This window comes from Streptomyces sp. NPDC098781 (assembly GCF_044759995.1).
In the GTDB taxonomy this organism is placed as follows: Bacteria; Actinomycetota; Actinomycetes; order Streptomycetales; family Streptomycetaceae; genus Streptomyces.
In genome coordinates this window covers 231,896-248,007 of sequence record NZ_JBIWAK010000010.1, presented here as the reverse complement: position 1 = coordinate 248,007, position 16,112 = coordinate 231,896, and the positions used below count along the sequence as shown (strand labels likewise).

The 16,112-nt window shown below is 72.7% G+C and carries 16 protein-coding genes; 6 read left to right on the top strand and 10 right to left on the bottom strand.

Annotation, left to right across the window (positions count from 1 at the left end):
• Positions 1-73 precede the first annotated feature (73 nt).
• Entirely contained in the window at positions 74-1,288 is a 1,215-nt protein-coding gene (gene istB, locus ACIQWG_RS34645; protein ID WP_404102989.1) for an IS21-like element helper ATPase IstB, read from the top strand.
• 443 nt (positions 1,289-1,731) lie between these two features.
• On the opposite strand, the gene ACIQWG_RS34640 is transcribed toward istB, so the two are convergent.
• The 3 genes from ACIQWG_RS34640 to ACIQWG_RS34630 form a co-directional block, all read right to left on the bottom strand.
• Positions 1,732-1,935, bottom strand: a complete 204-nt coding sequence (locus ACIQWG_RS34640) for a hypothetical protein (protein ID WP_404102986.1) — start codon at positions 1,933-1,935, stop codon at positions 1,732-1,734.
• Positions 1,936-2,017: 82 nt separating this feature from the next.
• Complete coding sequence (locus tag ACIQWG_RS34635) at positions 2,018-2,146, bottom strand: hypothetical protein (RefSeq protein ID WP_404102983.1); 129 nt, start codon at positions 2,144-2,146, stop codon at positions 2,018-2,020.
• Between the two features lie 191 nt (positions 2,147-2,337).
• The gene (locus tag ACIQWG_RS34630; RefSeq protein ID WP_404102980.1) at positions 2,338-4,968 is read right to left on the bottom strand and encodes a helicase-associated domain-containing protein; all 2,631 of its coding nucleotides are present in this window, start codon (positions 4,966-4,968) and stop codon (positions 2,338-2,340) included.
• Between the two features lie 211 nt (positions 4,969-5,179).
• Here ACIQWG_RS34630 and ACIQWG_RS34625 point away from each other — a divergent pair, with 211 nt between their 5' ends.
• From ACIQWG_RS34625 to ACIQWG_RS34615, 3 genes are all read left to right on the top strand, one after another.
• Complete coding sequence (locus ACIQWG_RS34625) at positions 5,180-6,790, top strand: substrate-binding domain-containing protein (protein WP_404102978.1); 1,611 nt, start codon at positions 5,180-5,182, stop codon at positions 6,788-6,790.
• A gap of 75 nt (positions 6,791-6,865) precedes the next feature.
• Complete coding sequence (locus tag ACIQWG_RS34620) at positions 6,866-7,888, top strand: hypothetical protein (RefSeq protein WP_404102975.1); 1,023 nt, start codon at positions 6,866-6,868, stop codon at positions 7,886-7,888.
• Positions 7,889-7,971: 83 nt separating this feature from the next.
• A complete protein-coding gene (locus tag ACIQWG_RS34615; RefSeq protein WP_404102972.1) occupies positions 7,972-8,598 on the top strand; it encodes an HAD family hydrolase in 627 nt (208 codons plus the stop codon).
• Here ACIQWG_RS34615 and ACIQWG_RS34610 read toward each other — a convergent pair.
• Complete coding sequence (locus tag ACIQWG_RS34610) at positions 8,574-8,825, bottom strand: hypothetical protein (protein WP_404102969.1); 252 nt, start codon at positions 8,823-8,825, stop codon at positions 8,574-8,576. The two genes, ACIQWG_RS34615 and ACIQWG_RS34610, sit on opposite strands and share 25 nt — an antisense overlap.
• Before the next feature lie 165 nt (positions 8,826-8,990).
• On the opposite strand from ACIQWG_RS34610, the gene ACIQWG_RS34605 reads away from it, so the two are divergent.
• A complete protein-coding gene (locus tag ACIQWG_RS34605) occupies positions 8,991-9,374 on the top strand; it encodes a cold-shock protein (protein ID WP_404102966.1) in 384 nt (127 codons plus the stop codon).
• 16 nt (positions 9,375-9,390) lie between these two features.
• Here the strand turns inward: ACIQWG_RS34605 and ACIQWG_RS34600 are convergent, their stop codons facing one another.
• The 4 genes from ACIQWG_RS34600 to ACIQWG_RS34585 all read right to left on the bottom strand — a co-directional run bounded on the left by ACIQWG_RS34600 (position 9,391) and on the right by ACIQWG_RS34585 (position 12,883).
• Positions 9,391-10,239 (bottom strand): 1,4-dihydroxy-6-naphthoate synthase, encoded by an 849-nt coding sequence (locus ACIQWG_RS34600; protein ID WP_404103513.1) that lies wholly within the window; start codon positions 10,237-10,239, stop codon positions 9,391-9,393.
• Positions 10,229-10,942, bottom strand: a complete 714-nt coding sequence (locus ACIQWG_RS34595; protein WP_404102963.1) for a futalosine hydrolase — start codon at positions 10,940-10,942, stop codon at positions 10,229-10,231. Before ACIQWG_RS34595 ends, ACIQWG_RS34600 begins: the two co-directional genes overlap by 11 nt.
• Positions 10,912-11,385, bottom strand: a complete 474-nt coding sequence (locus tag ACIQWG_RS34590; protein ID WP_404102960.1) for a DUF2771 domain-containing protein — start codon at positions 11,383-11,385, stop codon at positions 10,912-10,914. The genes ACIQWG_RS34595 and ACIQWG_RS34590 overlap by 31 nt, the downstream gene beginning before the upstream one ends.
• A gap of 70 nt (positions 11,386-11,455) precedes the next feature.
• Positions 11,456-12,883 carry an MFS transporter gene (locus tag ACIQWG_RS34585; RefSeq protein ID WP_404102957.1) on the bottom strand — a complete coding sequence of 476 codons (1,428 nt, stop codon included), beginning with the start codon at positions 12,881-12,883 and terminating at the stop codon, positions 11,456-11,458.
• A 336-nt stretch (positions 12,884-13,219) separates the two neighbouring features.
• On the opposite strand from ACIQWG_RS34585, the gene ACIQWG_RS34580 reads away from it, so the two are divergent.
• Positions 13,220-14,146, top strand: coding sequence for a DUF3027 domain-containing protein (locus tag ACIQWG_RS34580; protein WP_404102955.1), 927 nt, complete (start codon positions 13,220-13,222; stop codon positions 14,144-14,146).
• 61 nt (positions 14,147-14,207) lie between these two features.
• Here the strand turns inward: ACIQWG_RS34580 and ACIQWG_RS34575 are convergent, their stop codons facing one another.
• Positions 14,208-14,990 (bottom strand): DUF5707 domain-containing protein, encoded by a 783-nt coding sequence (locus ACIQWG_RS34575; protein WP_404102952.1) that lies wholly within the window; start codon positions 14,988-14,990, stop codon positions 14,208-14,210.
• Positions 14,991-15,044: 54 nt separating this feature from the next.
• A complete protein-coding gene (locus ACIQWG_RS34570) occupies positions 15,045-15,980 on the bottom strand; it encodes a helix-turn-helix domain-containing protein (protein WP_404102949.1) in 936 nt (311 codons plus the stop codon).
• Positions 15,981-16,112: the final 132 nt, after the last annotated feature.

The window sequence follows — 16,112 nt, the reverse complement described above, 5'->3', positions numbered from 1 at the left end:
CCGGAGTCGTACAGGATGTCTTTTCATTCCTGTGAGTGGCGTGGTTTCACCTGTACGGCGGCGGCTGCGAAGAATGCCGAGCGTGCAGGCCATCGACCGTGATCCGTCCCCGCCGACCACCACCCTCGGGTACGCGCTGTTCGCCACCCGGTGGTTGCAGGCGCCGCTCTACTTCGGCCTCGTGGCCGCCCAGGGGGTCTACGTCTACAAGTTCTTCAACGAGCTCTGGGCTTTAATTCTCCGCTGTGTGACCGGGCAGGCGACAGAGACCTACGTCATGCTCGCCGTGCTCAAGCTCGTCGACGTCGTGATGATCGCCAACCTGCTGATCATGGTGATCGTCGGGGGCTACGAGACCTTCGTCTCCCGTATCGGCCTCCAGGGCCACCGTGACCAGCCCGAATGGCTCTCGCACGTCAACTCCAACGTGCTGAAGGTCAAGCTGGCCACCGCGATCGTGGGCATCTCCTCGGTCCATCTGCTCCAGATGTTCGTGGACGTCCACCGCACCTCCCACCACTCCCTGCTGTGGGGGACGGTGATCCACATGGCGTTCATCGCCTCGGCGGCGATCCTGGCGTACATGTCCGGGCCGATGGCCGCGCAGGCGGAGCGGGCCCATCACCCGGCGCACCACGAGCCCGCCCCCGAGGCACCCGGGAAGGTCTTCGTCCCGGCGCAGGCCGCCTCGCGCGAGGACGAGCCCAGCGGCGAGGAGCGGCTGCGCGCCGCCGGGTTCCCGGCCCGCAAGCTGCTGGAGGACTTCGACTCCGAGCACCCGCGCTCCTTCGACCGGGAGGCCGTGGCCCGGCTCGGCAAGCTGGACTTCGTCACCGCCGGACGGAACGTGGTCTTCGTCGGCCCGCCCGGCACCGGCAAGACACATCTGGCCGTCGGCCTGGGCGTGCGGGCCTGTCAGGCGGGCCACTCGGTGCGGTTCGCGAGCGCGACCCAGTGGGCCGCCAGGCTGGCCGGCGCGCGGGACGCCGGCCGGCTCACCGAGGAACTGTCCGCGCTCGACGCCCACGCCCTGCTGATCGTCGACGAGATCGGCTACACGCCCTTCGACGCGGAGACCGCCACGCTCTTCTTCGACCTGGTCGCACACCGCTACGAACGGTCCTCCCTGATCGTCACCACCGACCGCCCCCTCGGCCGCTGGGACGAGATCTTCGACGGCCCGTCGGCCCACGCGATGGTGGACCGGCTGGCCCATCATGCGGAGCTGGTGCGGATCGAGGGCGAGAGCTTTCGGCTGCGCCGGGCTGGGGCGGCGTGGGTGGATTGAGGGGGTGACCGGGGGGCGCCTGCTGGGGGGTGACGCGGGCCGACGGGGGCCGTCCGAGCGGTGTGTCGGGCTGGGGCGGGCGGCTTCGGCACGGGCGGATGGGTGGTCGCGCGCCGCTGGGGGCAGGGCTTGTTGGCCGTGATGGCCGGCCATCTTCGACGGCCCGTCGGCCCACGTGATGAGGGACCGGCTGGCTAACCATGCGGAGCCGGCCCCAGCGGCGCGCGAGATGGCTGCCTGCTGGGGACCGACGGGGGCTGTCCGAGCGGTGTGTCGGGCTGGGGCGCGGCCCTTTGGCGTCGGCGGATCGGTGGTCGCCTGTCGCTGGCGGCGGGGTCCGTTGGGCGGGATCGTCGGCCTTCCGCTCGGTCGCCGGGCGGGGGCTTCTGGGTGCTCCGTGCGGGCGATGGTGGACCGGGGGGCCCACCATGCCGAGCGTTCGGCTACTTCAGTGTGGGCAGATTGAGGTTGTTGATCAGCGGGCCCTCGATGGTGAGGCCCTCGGTGACCAGGGACTCGCCGGCCGGGGCCGGGAGGGGGAGCGGCAGTGCGGCGGCCTGCGGGGCGAGGGCGGTGGCCAGCGCGGTCGCCGACAGCAGGGCGGTGACGGCGACGGTACGGGCGCGGACGGGGCGCTTGGAAACCATGAGGACTTCGGAGGCCTTTCGCGTGCGGAGGGCGGGCCGGCCCTGATCGCCGGGCCGGCCCGTCGGGTGCGGTGCGGTCGCGTCAGATCTGCGGCGTCTCGATCACCAGCCCGGCCACATCGACCCCGATGGCGGCGGCCTGGGTGGTGAAGGCGCCGATCATCATGGCCGCGGCGGCCAGAACGGTGGCAAGACGACGAGCTGTGCGCATGGGACAACTACCTCTCTGTTGCGCTCACTTGAGCCGGTGAGCGTGATCAGGACACGGGGTGGCTGCCCGGGGCCCCACAGCGGGATGCGGAAAGATCCGAAAGGTCCCTCAAGAGTTGGAAAAGCCCGGCGTGGCGTACATGAACCGCCGCGTACGCCCGAACGAGTGAGCCGCAGGAGCCCGGTCCGGCGTCAGATCTGGTCGTCCGCCAGTTCGGCGACGCCGGTGATCCGGTGCAGCGGATACGTCCGCACCTCGTCCGCGGTGTGGTCGTACGCCGTGACGAACCCGCCCTCGACCCGCACCGGCGCGATCACCCGCTGACTGGCGGCGCCCTCGGCGTTGACGTACCCGATCCACAGGGTCGCCCCGGTCAGGACGGCGGCCTGCATGGTGGCGAGGGTCTCGGCGGAGGTCGTGCGGGGCAGCCGGCCGCCGGTCACCGGGGCCGTGTCCGCGCTCGGCTTGCGCGGGGTCGTGGAGGCCAGGTCCCCCGCCCGGATGGCGCGGATCGCGGCGGCCAGCAGGGTGGCGTCCGGCGTCGGCGGACCGTCCGGCACCGGCTCCGGCGCCGTACGCGGCGGGGTGCGGTGGGCGTCGGCCCGGGTGATCACGACATCGCCCTCCGCCGACTCCGCGGCCGGCGCGAAGCCCATCGCGCGCAGGCCGTCCAGCAGCCCCGCCGGGTCCACCTGGGCGGCCAGGACGGTCGGCGCCAGACGGCGCAGCCGCAGCCCGGCCGCACGCTTGTCGGCGAGGATCTCGTTCAGCACCGCGTCGTCGTCGCAGCGGACGTACGCCGACGCCGCGCCCACCCGCAGATGGCCGTGCCTGCGGGCGACGTCGTCGATGAGATACGCCAGCGGCTGCGGCACCGGCGTACGCGCGTGCTCGGCGAGGAAGGCGTGCAGGTCGGAGGCGCTGCGCCCGGCGTCCAGCGCGCGGCGCACCGAGCCGGGCGTGAACCGGTACACCGTCGCCCCGCCCTTCGACTCGACGTCCGCGAGCACGTCCAGCATGGCCGCGAGCGGCCGCCGCAGCGGGCCCGGCGCCACGGCCGTCAGGTCGGCCTGGAGCAGGACGTGGTCGAGCGGCTCGGGGAGGAGCGGGGCGAGGAGACGGGCGGCGGTGGCGGAGGCGACGGCCTGCTCGGCGGGGGTGAGGGGCTCGGGGGCGCCGGCCGGCCGCTCGTGGTGGACGGGGAGTTTGTCGCCGGGGCCGGTGGGAGGCGGCCCGGAGGGCGCGGCGGTCAGGGCCGCGTCGTGGGCCGTCGCCGACGGACCGGTGGCCGACGGGCCGGCCGCGCGGTCCCGGTCCGTCTGCTTCCCGGCGGATTTCGGCGCGGGCGCCCCCAGCAAGGCCCGCCCGTGCGCCGACAACGCCCCCCGTCCCGTCACCCCCAGCAGCTCCGCCTCGTTCAGCGTCCACCGGGCGAGGCGGCCCCGCAGGTCGTCCTCCCGCTGCGGGCCCCGCAACGGCCGCTCCCAGCGCAGCCGGGCCAGCACCGACTCGGCCGACGGGGACGCCCCCTCCGGCAGCCCGGCCAGCAGCGTCAGCACCCGGTGCCGTACCTCCGGGGCGGCGGAGCGGTCCAGCCCCGGGCCCAGCGCCGACAACGTACGGTCCTTCGCGTCCCGGCCGCCGATCAGCCCCGCCGTGCGGGTCGCCGTCAGCCACGCCTCCGCCAGCCGTGCCCAGCGCTCGGCGGCGGGCTGCTCCAGCCACTCGTCGTGGGCGGGCGTCGCCGCGTACCGCTCGTCGGCCTCGCCGTCGGAGGCCAGCAGGCCCGCCGCGTACGCCAGCTCGACCCAGAACGCGGCGATCGGCTCGGACACGTCCAGGGCGACGGCGGTGCGCTTGAGGTCGCGCACGCTGAGCCCACCGGCCCGCAGCACGGCGGGACCGCCCTCGTCCCAGTCCTTCAGCAGTTCCTCCACGGTGGCCAGCGCCGTGTACGCCTGCCCGGCCGCCGTCGCGTCCACAACCTGTGGACGGTGCGGGCCGGCCGGCTCGACCGGCGGCGGCAACGGCTCGGTGGCGCGGTGCGCGCGGCCCGCGCGCAGATGCAGGGCCACCTCACGGGGCAGTACGACCGTTCCGGGCGCCGTCGGCAGCAGCAGCCCGCGGTCCAGCAGCCAGCGCAGCCGGGCCGCCGGGTCGGCGGTGACCTGGCCGTACGGCGGCCCCCACACCAGCCGGGACATGACCTCCCGGGACTCCTCCGGCGCGTCGGCCAGCAGCGCCGCCATCCGGCGCCGGTCGGTGAACAGCGAGGTCAGCGAGGACACGGCGGACACGGCGTCGTGGGTCGAGGGCAGCCCGGCCGCCGTCACGATCTCCTGGATCCGCCCCGGCGAGATGCCCGCGGCGGCCTCCTGCACGGTCGGGCCCAGTCCGGTGGGCGACGGGTGCTGCGGCGAGGGCGCGAGCAGCTCACGCGCGGTGCGGACCAGTCGCAGCCGGTCGTCGGCGCCCCACACCAGGGCCTGCTCGCGCAGCGTCCCGAGCGCGTGCGGCAGCGCGCCCGCGACCGCCGGGTCGCCCTCGTCGCCGGCCATCAGCCCGAGCAGTTCGTCGTACGTCGCCGGGTCCGCCGCCACGGCCAGCGCCTCCGCCGTCTGAAGCGCGAAACGGTCCAGCCGCTCCAGCGCGCGCACCACGGAGGCCCGGGTGCCGGCGCGGGTCGCCAGCTGGGTGAGGTCGGTGGGGACGGGCGTGATGAGGTCGGGCCGGCTGCGCAGGAGTACGGCCAGCGAGGCGTCGTCCCGCGCGCGGAGAGCTTCCGCGAGGGAACGGGGCGGCGGTGTAGCCGGGTCGCTCATCCGACCAAATCTAGCGGGTGGGACGCCACGGCAGGGGGTGCGCGAAGGGCTCGGCTCGGGGGCGGACCGGCGAACGGAACGTTGCACAGATGACCCCCGGATGAACATCGTCCGGAGGAATCCGGCACCCCTGGCAACACCCCGCACCCAGTCGTCACCCTGGGCACTCCGTCAACTACTACACGGCTCAAGGGAATTGGGGGTCCCAGCGGTGAGCGAGCAGGTGGAGCAGTGGATCGCGATCACCAGCCTGGTGATCCCCCTCTTCGCGTTCCTGTGGGAATTCGCGGTCGTCGGCCGCAAGCGGCTCGGCTACCGGGTGCAGATGGACACGGTCGCCGCGAACCAGACACAGTCCGCGCACGCCGAGATCCTCGAACAGCTGGAGCGCGACGGACACCAGCTGAAGGACCCCTCGTTCGTGCTGCTGCGCATCGAGAACGCGGGTTCCGCCCCCATCGAACCCGGCGACTACCTGACGGACGAGAACGACCCCAGCGGCATCTGGGCCACCTTCCGCCGCCGCCAGGTCGCCGGCATCGTCGTCACCGAGCTCAGCCAGCGCGAGCTGCGCCGCTTCTTCCGGCAGGGGGCCGCGGGGTACGGCTTCCGGAACAACGAGGCCCGGCGCGAGGGCGTCATCGAACTGCCGAAGGTCAAACTGCCCCGGGGAGCCGAGTACAAGATCCTCGTCATCCTGGAGCGCTGGCCGGACGACACGAGCGACGAGGACTTCCCCAAGCCGGACATCGTCGGCGCGGTCGGCACCGACCGGCGCTGGTTCGACCCGCTGGTGAAGTACTTCCGGTTCAAGCTGACCAGGACCGAGAGCCATCTGTTCGCCTCCCGTCCGGCCTGGTTCGCCATCGGGTTCCTGGCGCTGGCGGTCCTCGTCCAGTCGGTCTTCACGCTGTTCCTGCGCGACGAACGCCGGCCCCCGCTGGACTGTGTCAGCGGCACCCTGTACCTGCACGGCTCCACCGCCTTCGGCCCCGCCGTGCGGGCCGCCGCCGAGGACTACCTCGACCGGTGCGAGGGCGCGGAGGTCGCCATCCCGCTCAAGGACGACCCGTTCAAGGGCAGCACCGACGGCGTCACCGCGCTGGACCGGGCCGGCCGCGACGCCGACGTCACGGTCAGCGAGGGTCTGCCCGACCGCATCGCCTTCACCGACGGACTGGCCTCCGACGGCCACCCCCGGCTGATCCCCAAGCCGATCGCCTTCTCCGTGTTCACCCTCGTCGTCAACAAGGGCGCGGGTGTCGAGAACCTGCGGCTGGCCCAGATCCGCGACATCTTCGCCGGCCGGGTGCGCAACTGGTCCGAGGTCGGCGGGAACGACGTCCCCGTCCACCTGATCAACCGCGACCCCGGCTCCGGCACCCGCAGCACCCTCGTCGCCAAGGTCCTGGAAGGCCGTGAGCCGCCCCAGTTCACGGTGACCGATTGCGCGGCCCTGAAGTCGACCCGGTACGGCCGCTGCGAGGTCACGGGCACCGACACCATGCTCGACACGACCGCCGCGACCCCCGGCGCCATCGGCTACAGCGAGGCCGCCGGAGTCGCCGACCACAAGGCCGCCGACCAGCTCGTCAAGCTGCGGATCGACGGCCGGGAACCCACGGCGGAAGGCGTCGAGGACACCAACTACCCCTACTGGCAGACCGAGTACGCCTACACCTACGGCCCGGCCCCGGCCGGCTCCGTCGCGGCGGCCTTCCTCAACTTCCTCACCCAGCAGAGCGGCCGCGACATCCTGCACGAGCACGGCCACGGACTGTGCTCCGAAGCGGAGAACTCGGGCGAGTGCCGACCGATCTGACCGACCCGACCCGTCCTGTCCTGCGCTAACGTCGTGCCACGGGGTATCCAACGCACCCACCCCGGAGGGGACTTCGTGGGTATCGAGAGCGACCAGGTCGTCTACGAGTATCTGAGCCGCGTCGGCGACGTGGCCCAGCAGCGTCAGCTGTCGTCGGCCACCCGTATGCGCCTGGTGAACGAGTTGCGCGGCGAGATCGACCGGCGCCGGGCCAAGGCGCCCGTCGACAACCCCGCCGCCGTCCGCCGCATCATCGCCCGCCTCGGCACCCCGGACGAGGTCGTCTCGGCCGCCGGGGGAGGCAGCACGCCCGCCGCGCAGCCGCCGGTCGCCTCCCTGCCCGTGCGGCAGGACGCCACCGCCGACGAGGCCGCCGAGGTGCGCCGCAAGGGCCTGCGCCGGATCGTGCCGCGCCCGCGCCCCGCCGAACCGCCGGCCACCCGCGACGACGCGCCCCCGCCACCCCACCTCGCGAGCACCTCGGACCTCGGCGGCAGCGCGACGCAGCCCGACTGGTGGCGCGTGGACAGCAGCCCCTTCGGCCCCGGCGAGGACGTCCCCGGCTTCGTCGGCGGCATCGAGATCCCGGAGATGCTCCGGCGCCCGCCCGCGCCGGGGGAGACCTCGGAGACCTCGCTCCGGAAGAAGGAGCCCGTCCCGGCCGCCGTGGAGGACGTCGAGGAGGAGGTGCCGAGAACCCCGCGTCGCCGTCGTCTCTTCCGCCGCCCGGCCCTCCCCGCCGGCTCCGCCGGCAAGTCCGCCCGCTGGAGCAACCCCTTCCTCCTGCTCGCCGCCGCCCTGCTGGTCGCCGGCGCGGTCCTCGGCAACCTGATCCCGCTGGCCCTCGGCTGGCTCATCGCCTGGGGCTCGCGCCGCCTGACCGACGCCGAGACCAAATGGGCCGTGATCATCCTCCCCGGCCTCTCCCTCACCGCCGGAGTGGCCTGGCTCTGGGGCCGCACCAACGGCCGCTGGGGCGACCCCATCGCGGAGGGCCAGACGAACGCCGCGCTCGCGGACACCTGGCCGTGGGTGGTGCGGGGCGCGGCACTGGCGTCGGCCCTGTTCATCGTCTGGCGCTCCCAGAAGCGCTCCTGAAGGGGCGCGGGGAACCGCGCGACCAGCCCCCACAGGCCCGCAGCCGCCCCTCAGCAAGAAGTACCGACCCCCTGGGCGGCACAATGACCCATATGGCACTCACCGTCGGCTTCGACCTCGACATGACCCTCATCGACTCCCGCCCCGGCATCCACGCCTGCTACACGGCCCTCGCCGAGCGCACGGGAACCCCCATCGACGCCGACCTCGCGATCACCCGCCTCGGGCCCCCGCTGGAGGAGGAGCTGATCAACTGGTTCCCGGCGGAGCGGATCGCGGCCATGGCGGACCTGTACCGCGAGATGTACCCGAGCATCGCCATCGCCGCCACGCCCGCGCTGCCCGGCGCCCGCGAGGCCATCGCCGCCGTGCGGGACGCGGGCGGACGCGCGATCGTCGTCACCGCCAAGTACGAGCCGAACGCCAAGCTGCACCTGGAGCACCTCGGTATCGAGCCCGACGCGGTCGTCGGCGACCTGTGGGCCGAGCAGAAGGCCGCCGCGCTGCGCGAGTACGACGCGGGCGTCTACGTCGGGGACCACGAGGGCGACATACGCGCCGCCCGCGCGGCCCACGCCCTGTCGGTCACCGTGGCGACCGGGCCGTTCGGCGCCGATCAGCTGGCCGCGCTCGGCGCGGACGTGGTCCTCGCCGACCTGACGGAGTTCCCGGCCTGGCTCGCCGACTACCGCGAGACGCCACGCGCCTGACGCCGCCCCGCCGCGACCGAGCGGAGAACTCCCGCGCCGGCGACGAGGAATCCGACGCCCATCAGCATGCTCAATCCGAACATGTACGTCGGAAAGGGCGTCGCACCGAGGAGGAACGGGGCCACTGTGACCAAAGTGGCCACGGCACCGATGAAGAACACGACCGCACCGGCACGGATCAGTCGGTCACCGGGAGCGGCGGAATTCGTTTGGGTTTTGTCACGCACCGGACCAGGGTAGTTCCCTGCCCGAGGGAACAGCCGGGCGACGTCTTGTCACCCGCCCGGGGACCATTAGCCTTGGTACCGGCGGGTCGAGGTCGACCCGCTGTAGTGCTATCAAGAGCCGTTTTCAGAAGCAGTTTTCCGACGAGTACGAGGACGAGGACAGACGTGCCTACCGGCAAGGTCAAGTGGTTCAACAGCGAGAAGGGCTTCGGCTTTCTCTCCCGCGACGACGGCGGTGACGTCTTCGTCCATTCCTCGGTCCTCCCCGCCGGAGTCGACGTACTCAAGCCGGGACAGCGAGTGGAGTTCGGTGTCGTCGCCGGTCAGCGCGGTGACCAGGCACTGTCGGTCACCATTCTCGACCCCACCCCGTCCGTCGCGGCCGCCCAGCGCAAGAAGCCGGACGAGCTGGCGTCGATCGTCCAGGATCTGACGACCCTCCTGGAGAACATCACGCCGATGCTCGAAAAGGGCCGTTACCCCGAGAAGACCTCCGGCAAGAAGATCGCCGGTCTGCTCCGGGCGGTCGCCGACCAGCTCGACGTCTGAGTACCGCAAGTCCCGGTCACGGGAAATTCAACGCATCCGGGCCGAGGGGCGGCAGCAGCCCCTCGGCCGCCGCACGTGTGAGCAGCCCCCGCACCGCGGCGTAGCCGTCCTCGCCGAGGCCGGCGGTGAACTCGTTGACGTACAGCCCGATGTGCTGGTCGGCGACGGCCGGGTCCATCTCCTGGGCGTGCTCCATGACGTAGGGGCGGGAGGCCTCGGGGTCGTCCCAGGCGGACCGGACGGACGTAGTGATCGACTCGGCGAGCTGGCTCAGCCCGGCCGCGCCCAGGGACCTCTTCGCGATGATCGCGCCCAGCGGGATCGGCAGCCCGGTGGTGTTCTCCCAGTGCTCGCCCATGTCGGCGAGCTTGTGCAGCCCGTAGTTCTGGTACGTGAAGCGTGCCTCGTGGATGACGAGACCCGCGTCGACCTTCCCGTCCCGCACGGCCGGCATGATCTCGTGGAACGGCATGACCACGATCTCGCCGACGCCGGAGGGAACCGTGTCCGCCGCCCAGAGGCGGAACAGCAGATACGCCGTCGACTTCTCGCTCGGCACCGCGACCGTACGGCCGGTGAGATCGACCCCCTCCTCCCGCGTCAGCACCAGCGGGCCGCACCCCCGGCCCAGCGCGCCCCCGCACGGCAGCAGCGCGTACTCGTCGAGGACGTACGGCAGCACGGCGTACGACACCTTCAGCACGTCGTACTCGCCGCGCTCGGCCATGCCGTTGGTGATGTCGATGTCCGCGAAGGTGACGTCGAGCGCGGGGGCGCCGGGGACGCGGCCGTGGGCGAGGGCGTCGAAGACGAAGGTGTCGTTCGGGCAGGGGGAGTACGCGATCTTCAGCGGCTCACCGGTCATGCGGGTCATGTGGGTTCCAACTCTCCAGTACGGGCGCGAGCTTCCCGAAGCCCTCTGCGAGGGCGGCCAGCGCGTCGCCGATGCGCCAGGCGGCCCGGTCACGGGGGCCCACGGGGTTGGAGATCGCGCGCAGCTCCAGTACGGGCGTGTCGTGCGCCGCGGCGGCTTCCGCGACACCGAAGCCCTCCATGGCTTCGGCGAGGGCCGTGGGGTGGCGCTCCCGCAGCCGGGCGGCACGGACGGCGGTGCCGGTCACGGTCGAGACGGTGAGGACCGCGCCGAGGCGTGCGCCGGTGGCGTGCGCGGCTTCTCGTACGAGTGTTTCCGGCGGACGGTGGGTGACGGTGCCGAAGCCCAGGTCGGTGACCGGCACAAATCCGTCGGGGGTCTCCGCGCCGAGGTCGGCCGCGGTGATCTCGTCGGCGACGACGAGGGAGCCGACGGGCGCGTGGGGCGCGAAGCCGCCCGCGATGCCCGCGGAGACGACCAGGTCGTACGGGGTGCCTGCGAGGGCGGCCCGGGTGAGGGCGGTGGCGGTGGCCGCGGCGGCGAGCGCGGGGCCGACGCCGGCGGCGATCACGTCGACGCCGGGCCGTTCAGCGAGCGCCCGCGCCACCGCGTCCCGCTCGGCGGGGACGGCGGTGGCGACGAGGACATGGGCAGCGGACGTGGTCAGCTGTCCTTCTCGAGCTTGAAGGACCACAGGCCGGTGATGTCCTGCTCGCCCTCCTTGATGGAGACCAGCGTGGAGTTGCCGCTGGCGCCGTACTGGGCGTTGAAGAACACGCTGCCCGGGACGGTGCGGTAGGTCTTGGTGCTGGAGTCGGTGAGCGGCTGGCCGTTCATGAGGATGGTCCAGCCCTCGTCCGCGATCTCCGGGTCGACACCGAAGCGCACGGTGTCGTCCGGGTCCACCTTGATGGACTCGATGCCCTTGTCCTTCAGGCACTTCGCGAGGTCCGTGGTCTTCAGCGTGTCGCCCTCACCGCCGCACGTGGCCTCGGAGTGGACGGAGGCGGTGCCGACGGTGACGGTGGCCAGCGGCGTCGGCTTGTCGCAGGCCGACAGGACGAGCAGTCCGGCGGAAACGGCGCCGGCGGCGGCGACGGCGCGGCGGCGTCGCACAACGGATTGCAGCGTGGTCATGGGCGAAGGCTATCGGGCGGGTGTGACCGGCTCCCCACGCGGGGGCGGCGTGCCGTAGGTCACGTGGACGTCATGCGACACGGGGCCGGGCGTGGCCGCCGTGCCGGGCCGAGCTGATCAGTCCCTTGACGGTGGCCAGCCAGCCGGCCGCGACGATCGCGGCCCCGACGAGCAGGCCCAGCGAGCCCCGCAGCGGCAGCACGATGCCGACCGCGCCGCCGAGCACCCAGGACATCTGGAGCAGCGTCTCGGAGCGCGCGAACGCCGACGTACGGACCAGCTCCGGCACGTCCCGCTGGATCAGCGCGTCCAGCGACAGCTTGGCCAGCGCCTGCGCGAACCCGGCCGCCGCCGCCAGACAGGCCACCACGACCGCGCCGAAGAAGGCCGCCGCCGTGATCGCCACGGCCAGCACGAAGCCCACCACGGTCACGATGATGATCTCCGGCGCCCGGGATCTGAGCCAGGCCCCGACGGCCGTACCGAGCGCGTTGCCGACCCCGGCCGACACGGCGACGATGCCCAGGGACACGGCGGCGCTCTGCCCGGACATCGGGTGCTCGCGCAGCAGGAACGCCAGGAAGAAGATCAGGAAGCCGGACAGACAGCGCAGGGCGGCGTTCGCGCCCAGGGCGTGGGTGACGGCGATGCCGACCGTACGCAGCCCGGGACGCTTGACGGGCTGCCGGTGCGGCCCGTGCAGATGCTGTTCGTCGGCCGCCAGCAGCGCGCGGTCCTCGCCCTTGGCCGAGTCGACCTTGTGCGGCAGCGTGAAGGACAGGAACGTACCGGCGATGAAGATCACGAAGGCGCCGTAGAGCGGCCAGCGCGGCCCGATCGCCTGCAACCCCGCCCCGATGGGCGCGGCGATGCCGGTGGCGAGCAGCCCGCCGAGAGTGACCCGCGAGTTCGCCTTCACGAGGGAGAAGCGGGGCGGCAGCAGACGGGGCACGACGGCACTTCTGACCACCCCGTACGCCTTCGAGGCGACCAGCACCCCGAGCGCGGCCGGATAGAGCTGGAGGTCGCCGCTGACGACCGCGCTGGACAGGACCAGGGCGAGCAGCGCCCGCGCGAGCATCGCGCCGGCCATCGCCGCGCGGCGGCCGTGCGGGAGGCGGTCGAGGAGCGGGCCGATCACCGGGGCGAGGAGCGTGAACGGCGCCATGGTGATGCCGAGGTAGAGGGCGACGCGCCCACGGGCCTCGTCGGTGGGGACCGAGAAGAAGACGGTGGAGGCGAGCGCGACGGTGATCATCATGTCCCCGGCGCCGTTCACCCCGTGCAGCTCGATCAGCTTGCCCAGGCCGGACTCGCCGGCGCCCTGCGCGTGGGTGGCCTTGCGGATGCCGCGGGCGGGGCCGGTGACCGGGAAGTGCAGGGCACGGCCGAGCGCGCGGAGGGGGCCGCCCATCCGGCCCGTTCCGCCACCTCGGCTGCGGCCGCCCTTGGCCCCACCGACTCCGGTGGCGCCCTGGGGCGACCTCGCGGCTGCCACGACGCAATAGTGCCCCGAGATGGGGGTGGCTAGTGCGGTTACGGCGCGTATGGGGGGCACATCATGGGCAAGGTCTCAGGTTGGTCGAAGGCAACTCTCAGGTCGGCGGCACGGGTTCCGCCCCTCGCCGCGCACGGTGAAAGGGCCGTCGGTGTAGGCCCAGCGCTCTCGAACAGGTAGCGTGCGTATCTCAGCCATCCCGCACAATGGATGACGTAGGTGCGCCCGAGCGCGATTCGGACGCGGACGTCGACGCGGCCCACAGGTCCGCTCCGTCTGCTCGACCGCCTTTAGGCGACCGCACCCGAGAGACGGCGTAGGAGAGAAGCGATACCTGTGAGCGCAGCGACAACGCGAAGCCGCACCCCCGACCGTCTGTGCGCCGAGGCTCTCGACCTCGCCCGCAGCGCCGCCGAGGAGGCCGCCGCGCCCGGCGTCGTGGGCGAGCACTCGGGTCTGGTCTCCGAGGGCGACCGTGTTGTCACGCACTACTTCGAGTGCAAGGAGCTCGGGTACCGCGGCTGGCGCTGGGCGGTGACGGTGGCCCGCGCGTCCCGCGCGAAGGTCGTCACGCTCGACGAGGTGGTCCTGCTCCCCGGCTCGGACGCGCTGCTCGCGCCCGAGTGGGTGCCGTGGAGCGAGCGGCTGCGCCCCGGCGACATGGGCCCCGGCGACCTGCTGCCGACGGACGCCGAGGATCTGCGCCTGGAACCCGGCTACTCGGGTGAGGACGAGCCGGCGGCCGACTCCGCCGTCTCCCACGAGATGGCCGAGCTGGTGGAGGCGGAGGACGCCGAGGTCACGGGCGGCACTCCCGCGAACCTGCCGGTGGCCCCGTCCCGGGGCTCGATCGCGGCGGTGGCGGAGGAACTCGGCATGCGCCGCGCCCGCGTCCTGTCCCGCTACGGCCTGCACGTCGCCGCGGACCGCTGGGAGGAGTCGTTCGGCGCGAAGACCCCCATGGCCCAGGCGGCCCCCGCCTCCTGCGTCACCTGTGGCTTCCTCGCCCCGATCGGCGGTTCCCTCGGCCAGGCCTTCGGTGTCTGCGCCAACGAGTTCTCCCCGGCCGACGGCCGGGTCGTCGCCCTGACCTACGGCTGCGGCGGGCACTCCGAGGCGGCGGTCATGCCCGCGCCGCCGCGGCCGGCTCCGCCGGTGATCGACGAGACCCGTGTCGACCCCTTCCCGCTGCGTCCGGCGCCGGACTCGGGTTCGGTGACGATCATGGCCGACGAGGACTCGGCGGAGCTGGGCCACTCGTAGCGGGGCGCTCCGCCGCTACGGCGACCGGCGGCGCCCCCTTTCGAGGACGCCGCCGGGGCGGTCACTTCGCGTCGACGAAGTCGAGCGAGGAGCCGGCCGCCGAGGTGCTGGACGTGCCGAGGAACACGAAGCGGTAGAAGCCGTCGTCCTTGGCCGTGGCCGAGGTCTTCAGCCAGCCCTTGCTGCCGGACTTCGCCGCCTTGAGGTTGGTGAAGGGGCCACTGCTCGCCTTGCGGTACTGGAGGTTGACCGACTGCCCGACGTAGCCGACGTTCGTGCCCGTCTCCCAGTTCGCGATCGTCAGCTGACCCGTGGCCTCCAGCGGCCTGCCCTTCCTGACCGGCTCCGGCGAGGCGTCGATCCACAGCTGGGTGGCCCGCTGGACCCGCGCGGTGCCGATGACGTCCTGGCGGAAGTCGTCACCGTCGCCCATGACGGCGACCGCGCGCACCTTCCAGGTGCCGGCGAGGTAGTTCTTGCGCAGGTTGGTCCGGGTGTCGGCGACCACCGTGAAGTCGCAGGTCGAGGTGGCGGCGTCGACCCGCTCGCAGGTGCCCGGCGCGACGCCGGCGAGGCGCCCGTCCGCGTGCGCCCGGTCGGTGCCGTGCCAGAGCTCGACCCACATCTTCTGAACACCGGAAGGGTCCTTCACCGTCACGGTGACGGGAAAGCTCTTCTTCTGGATCCGGTTGACGACCACGTTGTTGCCGTTGTTGACACTGACGTGCGTGATCTTGGTGTCCGCGGTGTTCGCGGTGACCCCCGTGGCCTGGGCGGCCGGCGCGACGAGGGCGGTGCAGGCCAGGGCGCCGCACAGGGCGGCGACGGTGGCGCGTACGCGCATGATGTGTTCCCCACGTTCGACGAAGAGCCGGCGAGTCCGGTCTTCTCATCCGCATCAGACATGGGGCACATAGGAACGGTTGTGCGCCTTTTTACGACTTTCCCCGTTCATCTGGGCGTTGCCTCGACTCTGCTTGGATCCCGCGTCTCGTACGGCATCCAGGAGATCGGACCGGCAGTCCCGGCAGTGGCCGGGGTGGGGTGCCCGGAAGGCGCGGTCGCAGCCGTCACAGGTCTGGAGGGGGTGCCGGACGTGGCGGACGGGGGGAGGTGGGGTGAACGGGGGCGGGGGCGGTAGCCGACTGGCCAGGCGGTGGGCCAGGAGGGCCGCCGGGCGGCACAGCGGCTCGGGTGGCAGGTCGGTGGTCAGGGCGTGGCGTACGGCGGCGGGGGTGACGTCGCGTTCCAGCCAGGCGGCGACGCCGGGGGTGAGGTGGGCGGTGTCGTCGACGGACAGGAGCAGGCGGGGGTCGTGGCGGCGGAGGTCAGCGAGGAGGTCCGTGGCGCTCTGGAGCAGGGCGGGGGCCGGGTAGGCGGGACGCGGTACGTCGGGCAGGAGCTTGCGGGGTGTGCGCTTCTCGCGCTGCTTCGGAGCCGCGGGCCGGGGCTCGGCCGGTCGGCGGTGGCCGGGCTGGTTGCAGGAGATCGTGCGGGTGACGATGTGGCCGGCGGGGGTGCGACGGCGTTCGCGGCGCAGGTAGCCGTGGGCTTCCAGCTCGCGCAGGGCCGCTGAGATGCGGGTCGTGCCCTCGGGGAAGCGGGCGGCGAGGCTCTTGATGTCGGCGCGGGCACCCGTGGGCAGCGACTGGATGTAGACGGCCAGTCCGATGGCGAGTGCCGACAGCTCCGGGTGCTGGGCGAGGTGGTTGCCGATCACCGTGAAGCGGGTGGTGTGGCGGGTGTGGTCGTGGACCAGGCCCGCCTGCGGGTGGTCTTTGCCCGCGTTTCGGGACTGGGCGCGCGAGGGCGCGCTAGGGTTTTCGGTATCCATCGGGAAGGGGCTTTCTTCCTTGGTGGTCAGGCCCTCGCACTGGGATTGCCGTCCCGGCGAGGGCCGTTGCATGTCTGCGGCTGTGTTGCGGCGAGCGTAAGGCAGGCGACCTGCCCCGAATCCAGCCGAGTT

Excerpts from the sequence above, each read along its gene's own strand:
- istB (WP_404102989.1), top strand. The coding sequence starts at position 74 with ATGCCGAGCGTGCAGGCCATCGACCGTGATCCGTCCCCGCCGACCACC.
- ACIQWG_RS34615 (WP_404102972.1), top strand. The coding sequence starts at position 7,972 with ATGACCCATATGGCACTCACCGTCGGCTTCGACCTCGACATGACCCTC.
- ACIQWG_RS34570 (WP_404102949.1), bottom strand. The coding sequence starts at position 15,980 with ATGGATACCGAAAACCCTAGCGCGCCCTCGCGCGCCCAGTCCCGAAAC.
- ACIQWG_RS34590 (WP_404102960.1), bottom strand. The coding sequence starts at position 11,385 with ATGACCACGCTGCAATCCGTTGTGCGACGCCGCCGCGCCGTCGCCGCC.
- ACIQWG_RS34630 (WP_404102980.1), bottom strand. The coding sequence starts at position 4,968 with ATGAGCGACCCGGCTACACCGCCGCCCCGTTCCCTCGCGGAAGCTCTC.
- ACIQWG_RS34600 (WP_404103513.1), bottom strand. The coding sequence starts at position 10,239 with ATGACCGGTGAGCCGCTGAAGATCGCGTACTCCCCCTGCCCGAACGAC.
- ACIQWG_RS34635 (WP_404102983.1), bottom strand. The coding sequence starts at position 2,146 with ATGCGCACAGCTCGTCGTCTTGCCACCGTTCTGGCCGCCGCGGCCATG.
- ACIQWG_RS34575 (WP_404102952.1), bottom strand. The coding sequence starts at position 14,990 with ATGCGCGTACGCGCCACCGTCGCCGCCCTGTGCGGCGCCCTGGCCTGC.
- ACIQWG_RS34640 (WP_404102986.1), bottom strand. The coding sequence starts at position 1,935 with ATGGTTTCCAAGCGCCCCGTCCGCGCCCGTACCGTCGCCGTCACCGCC.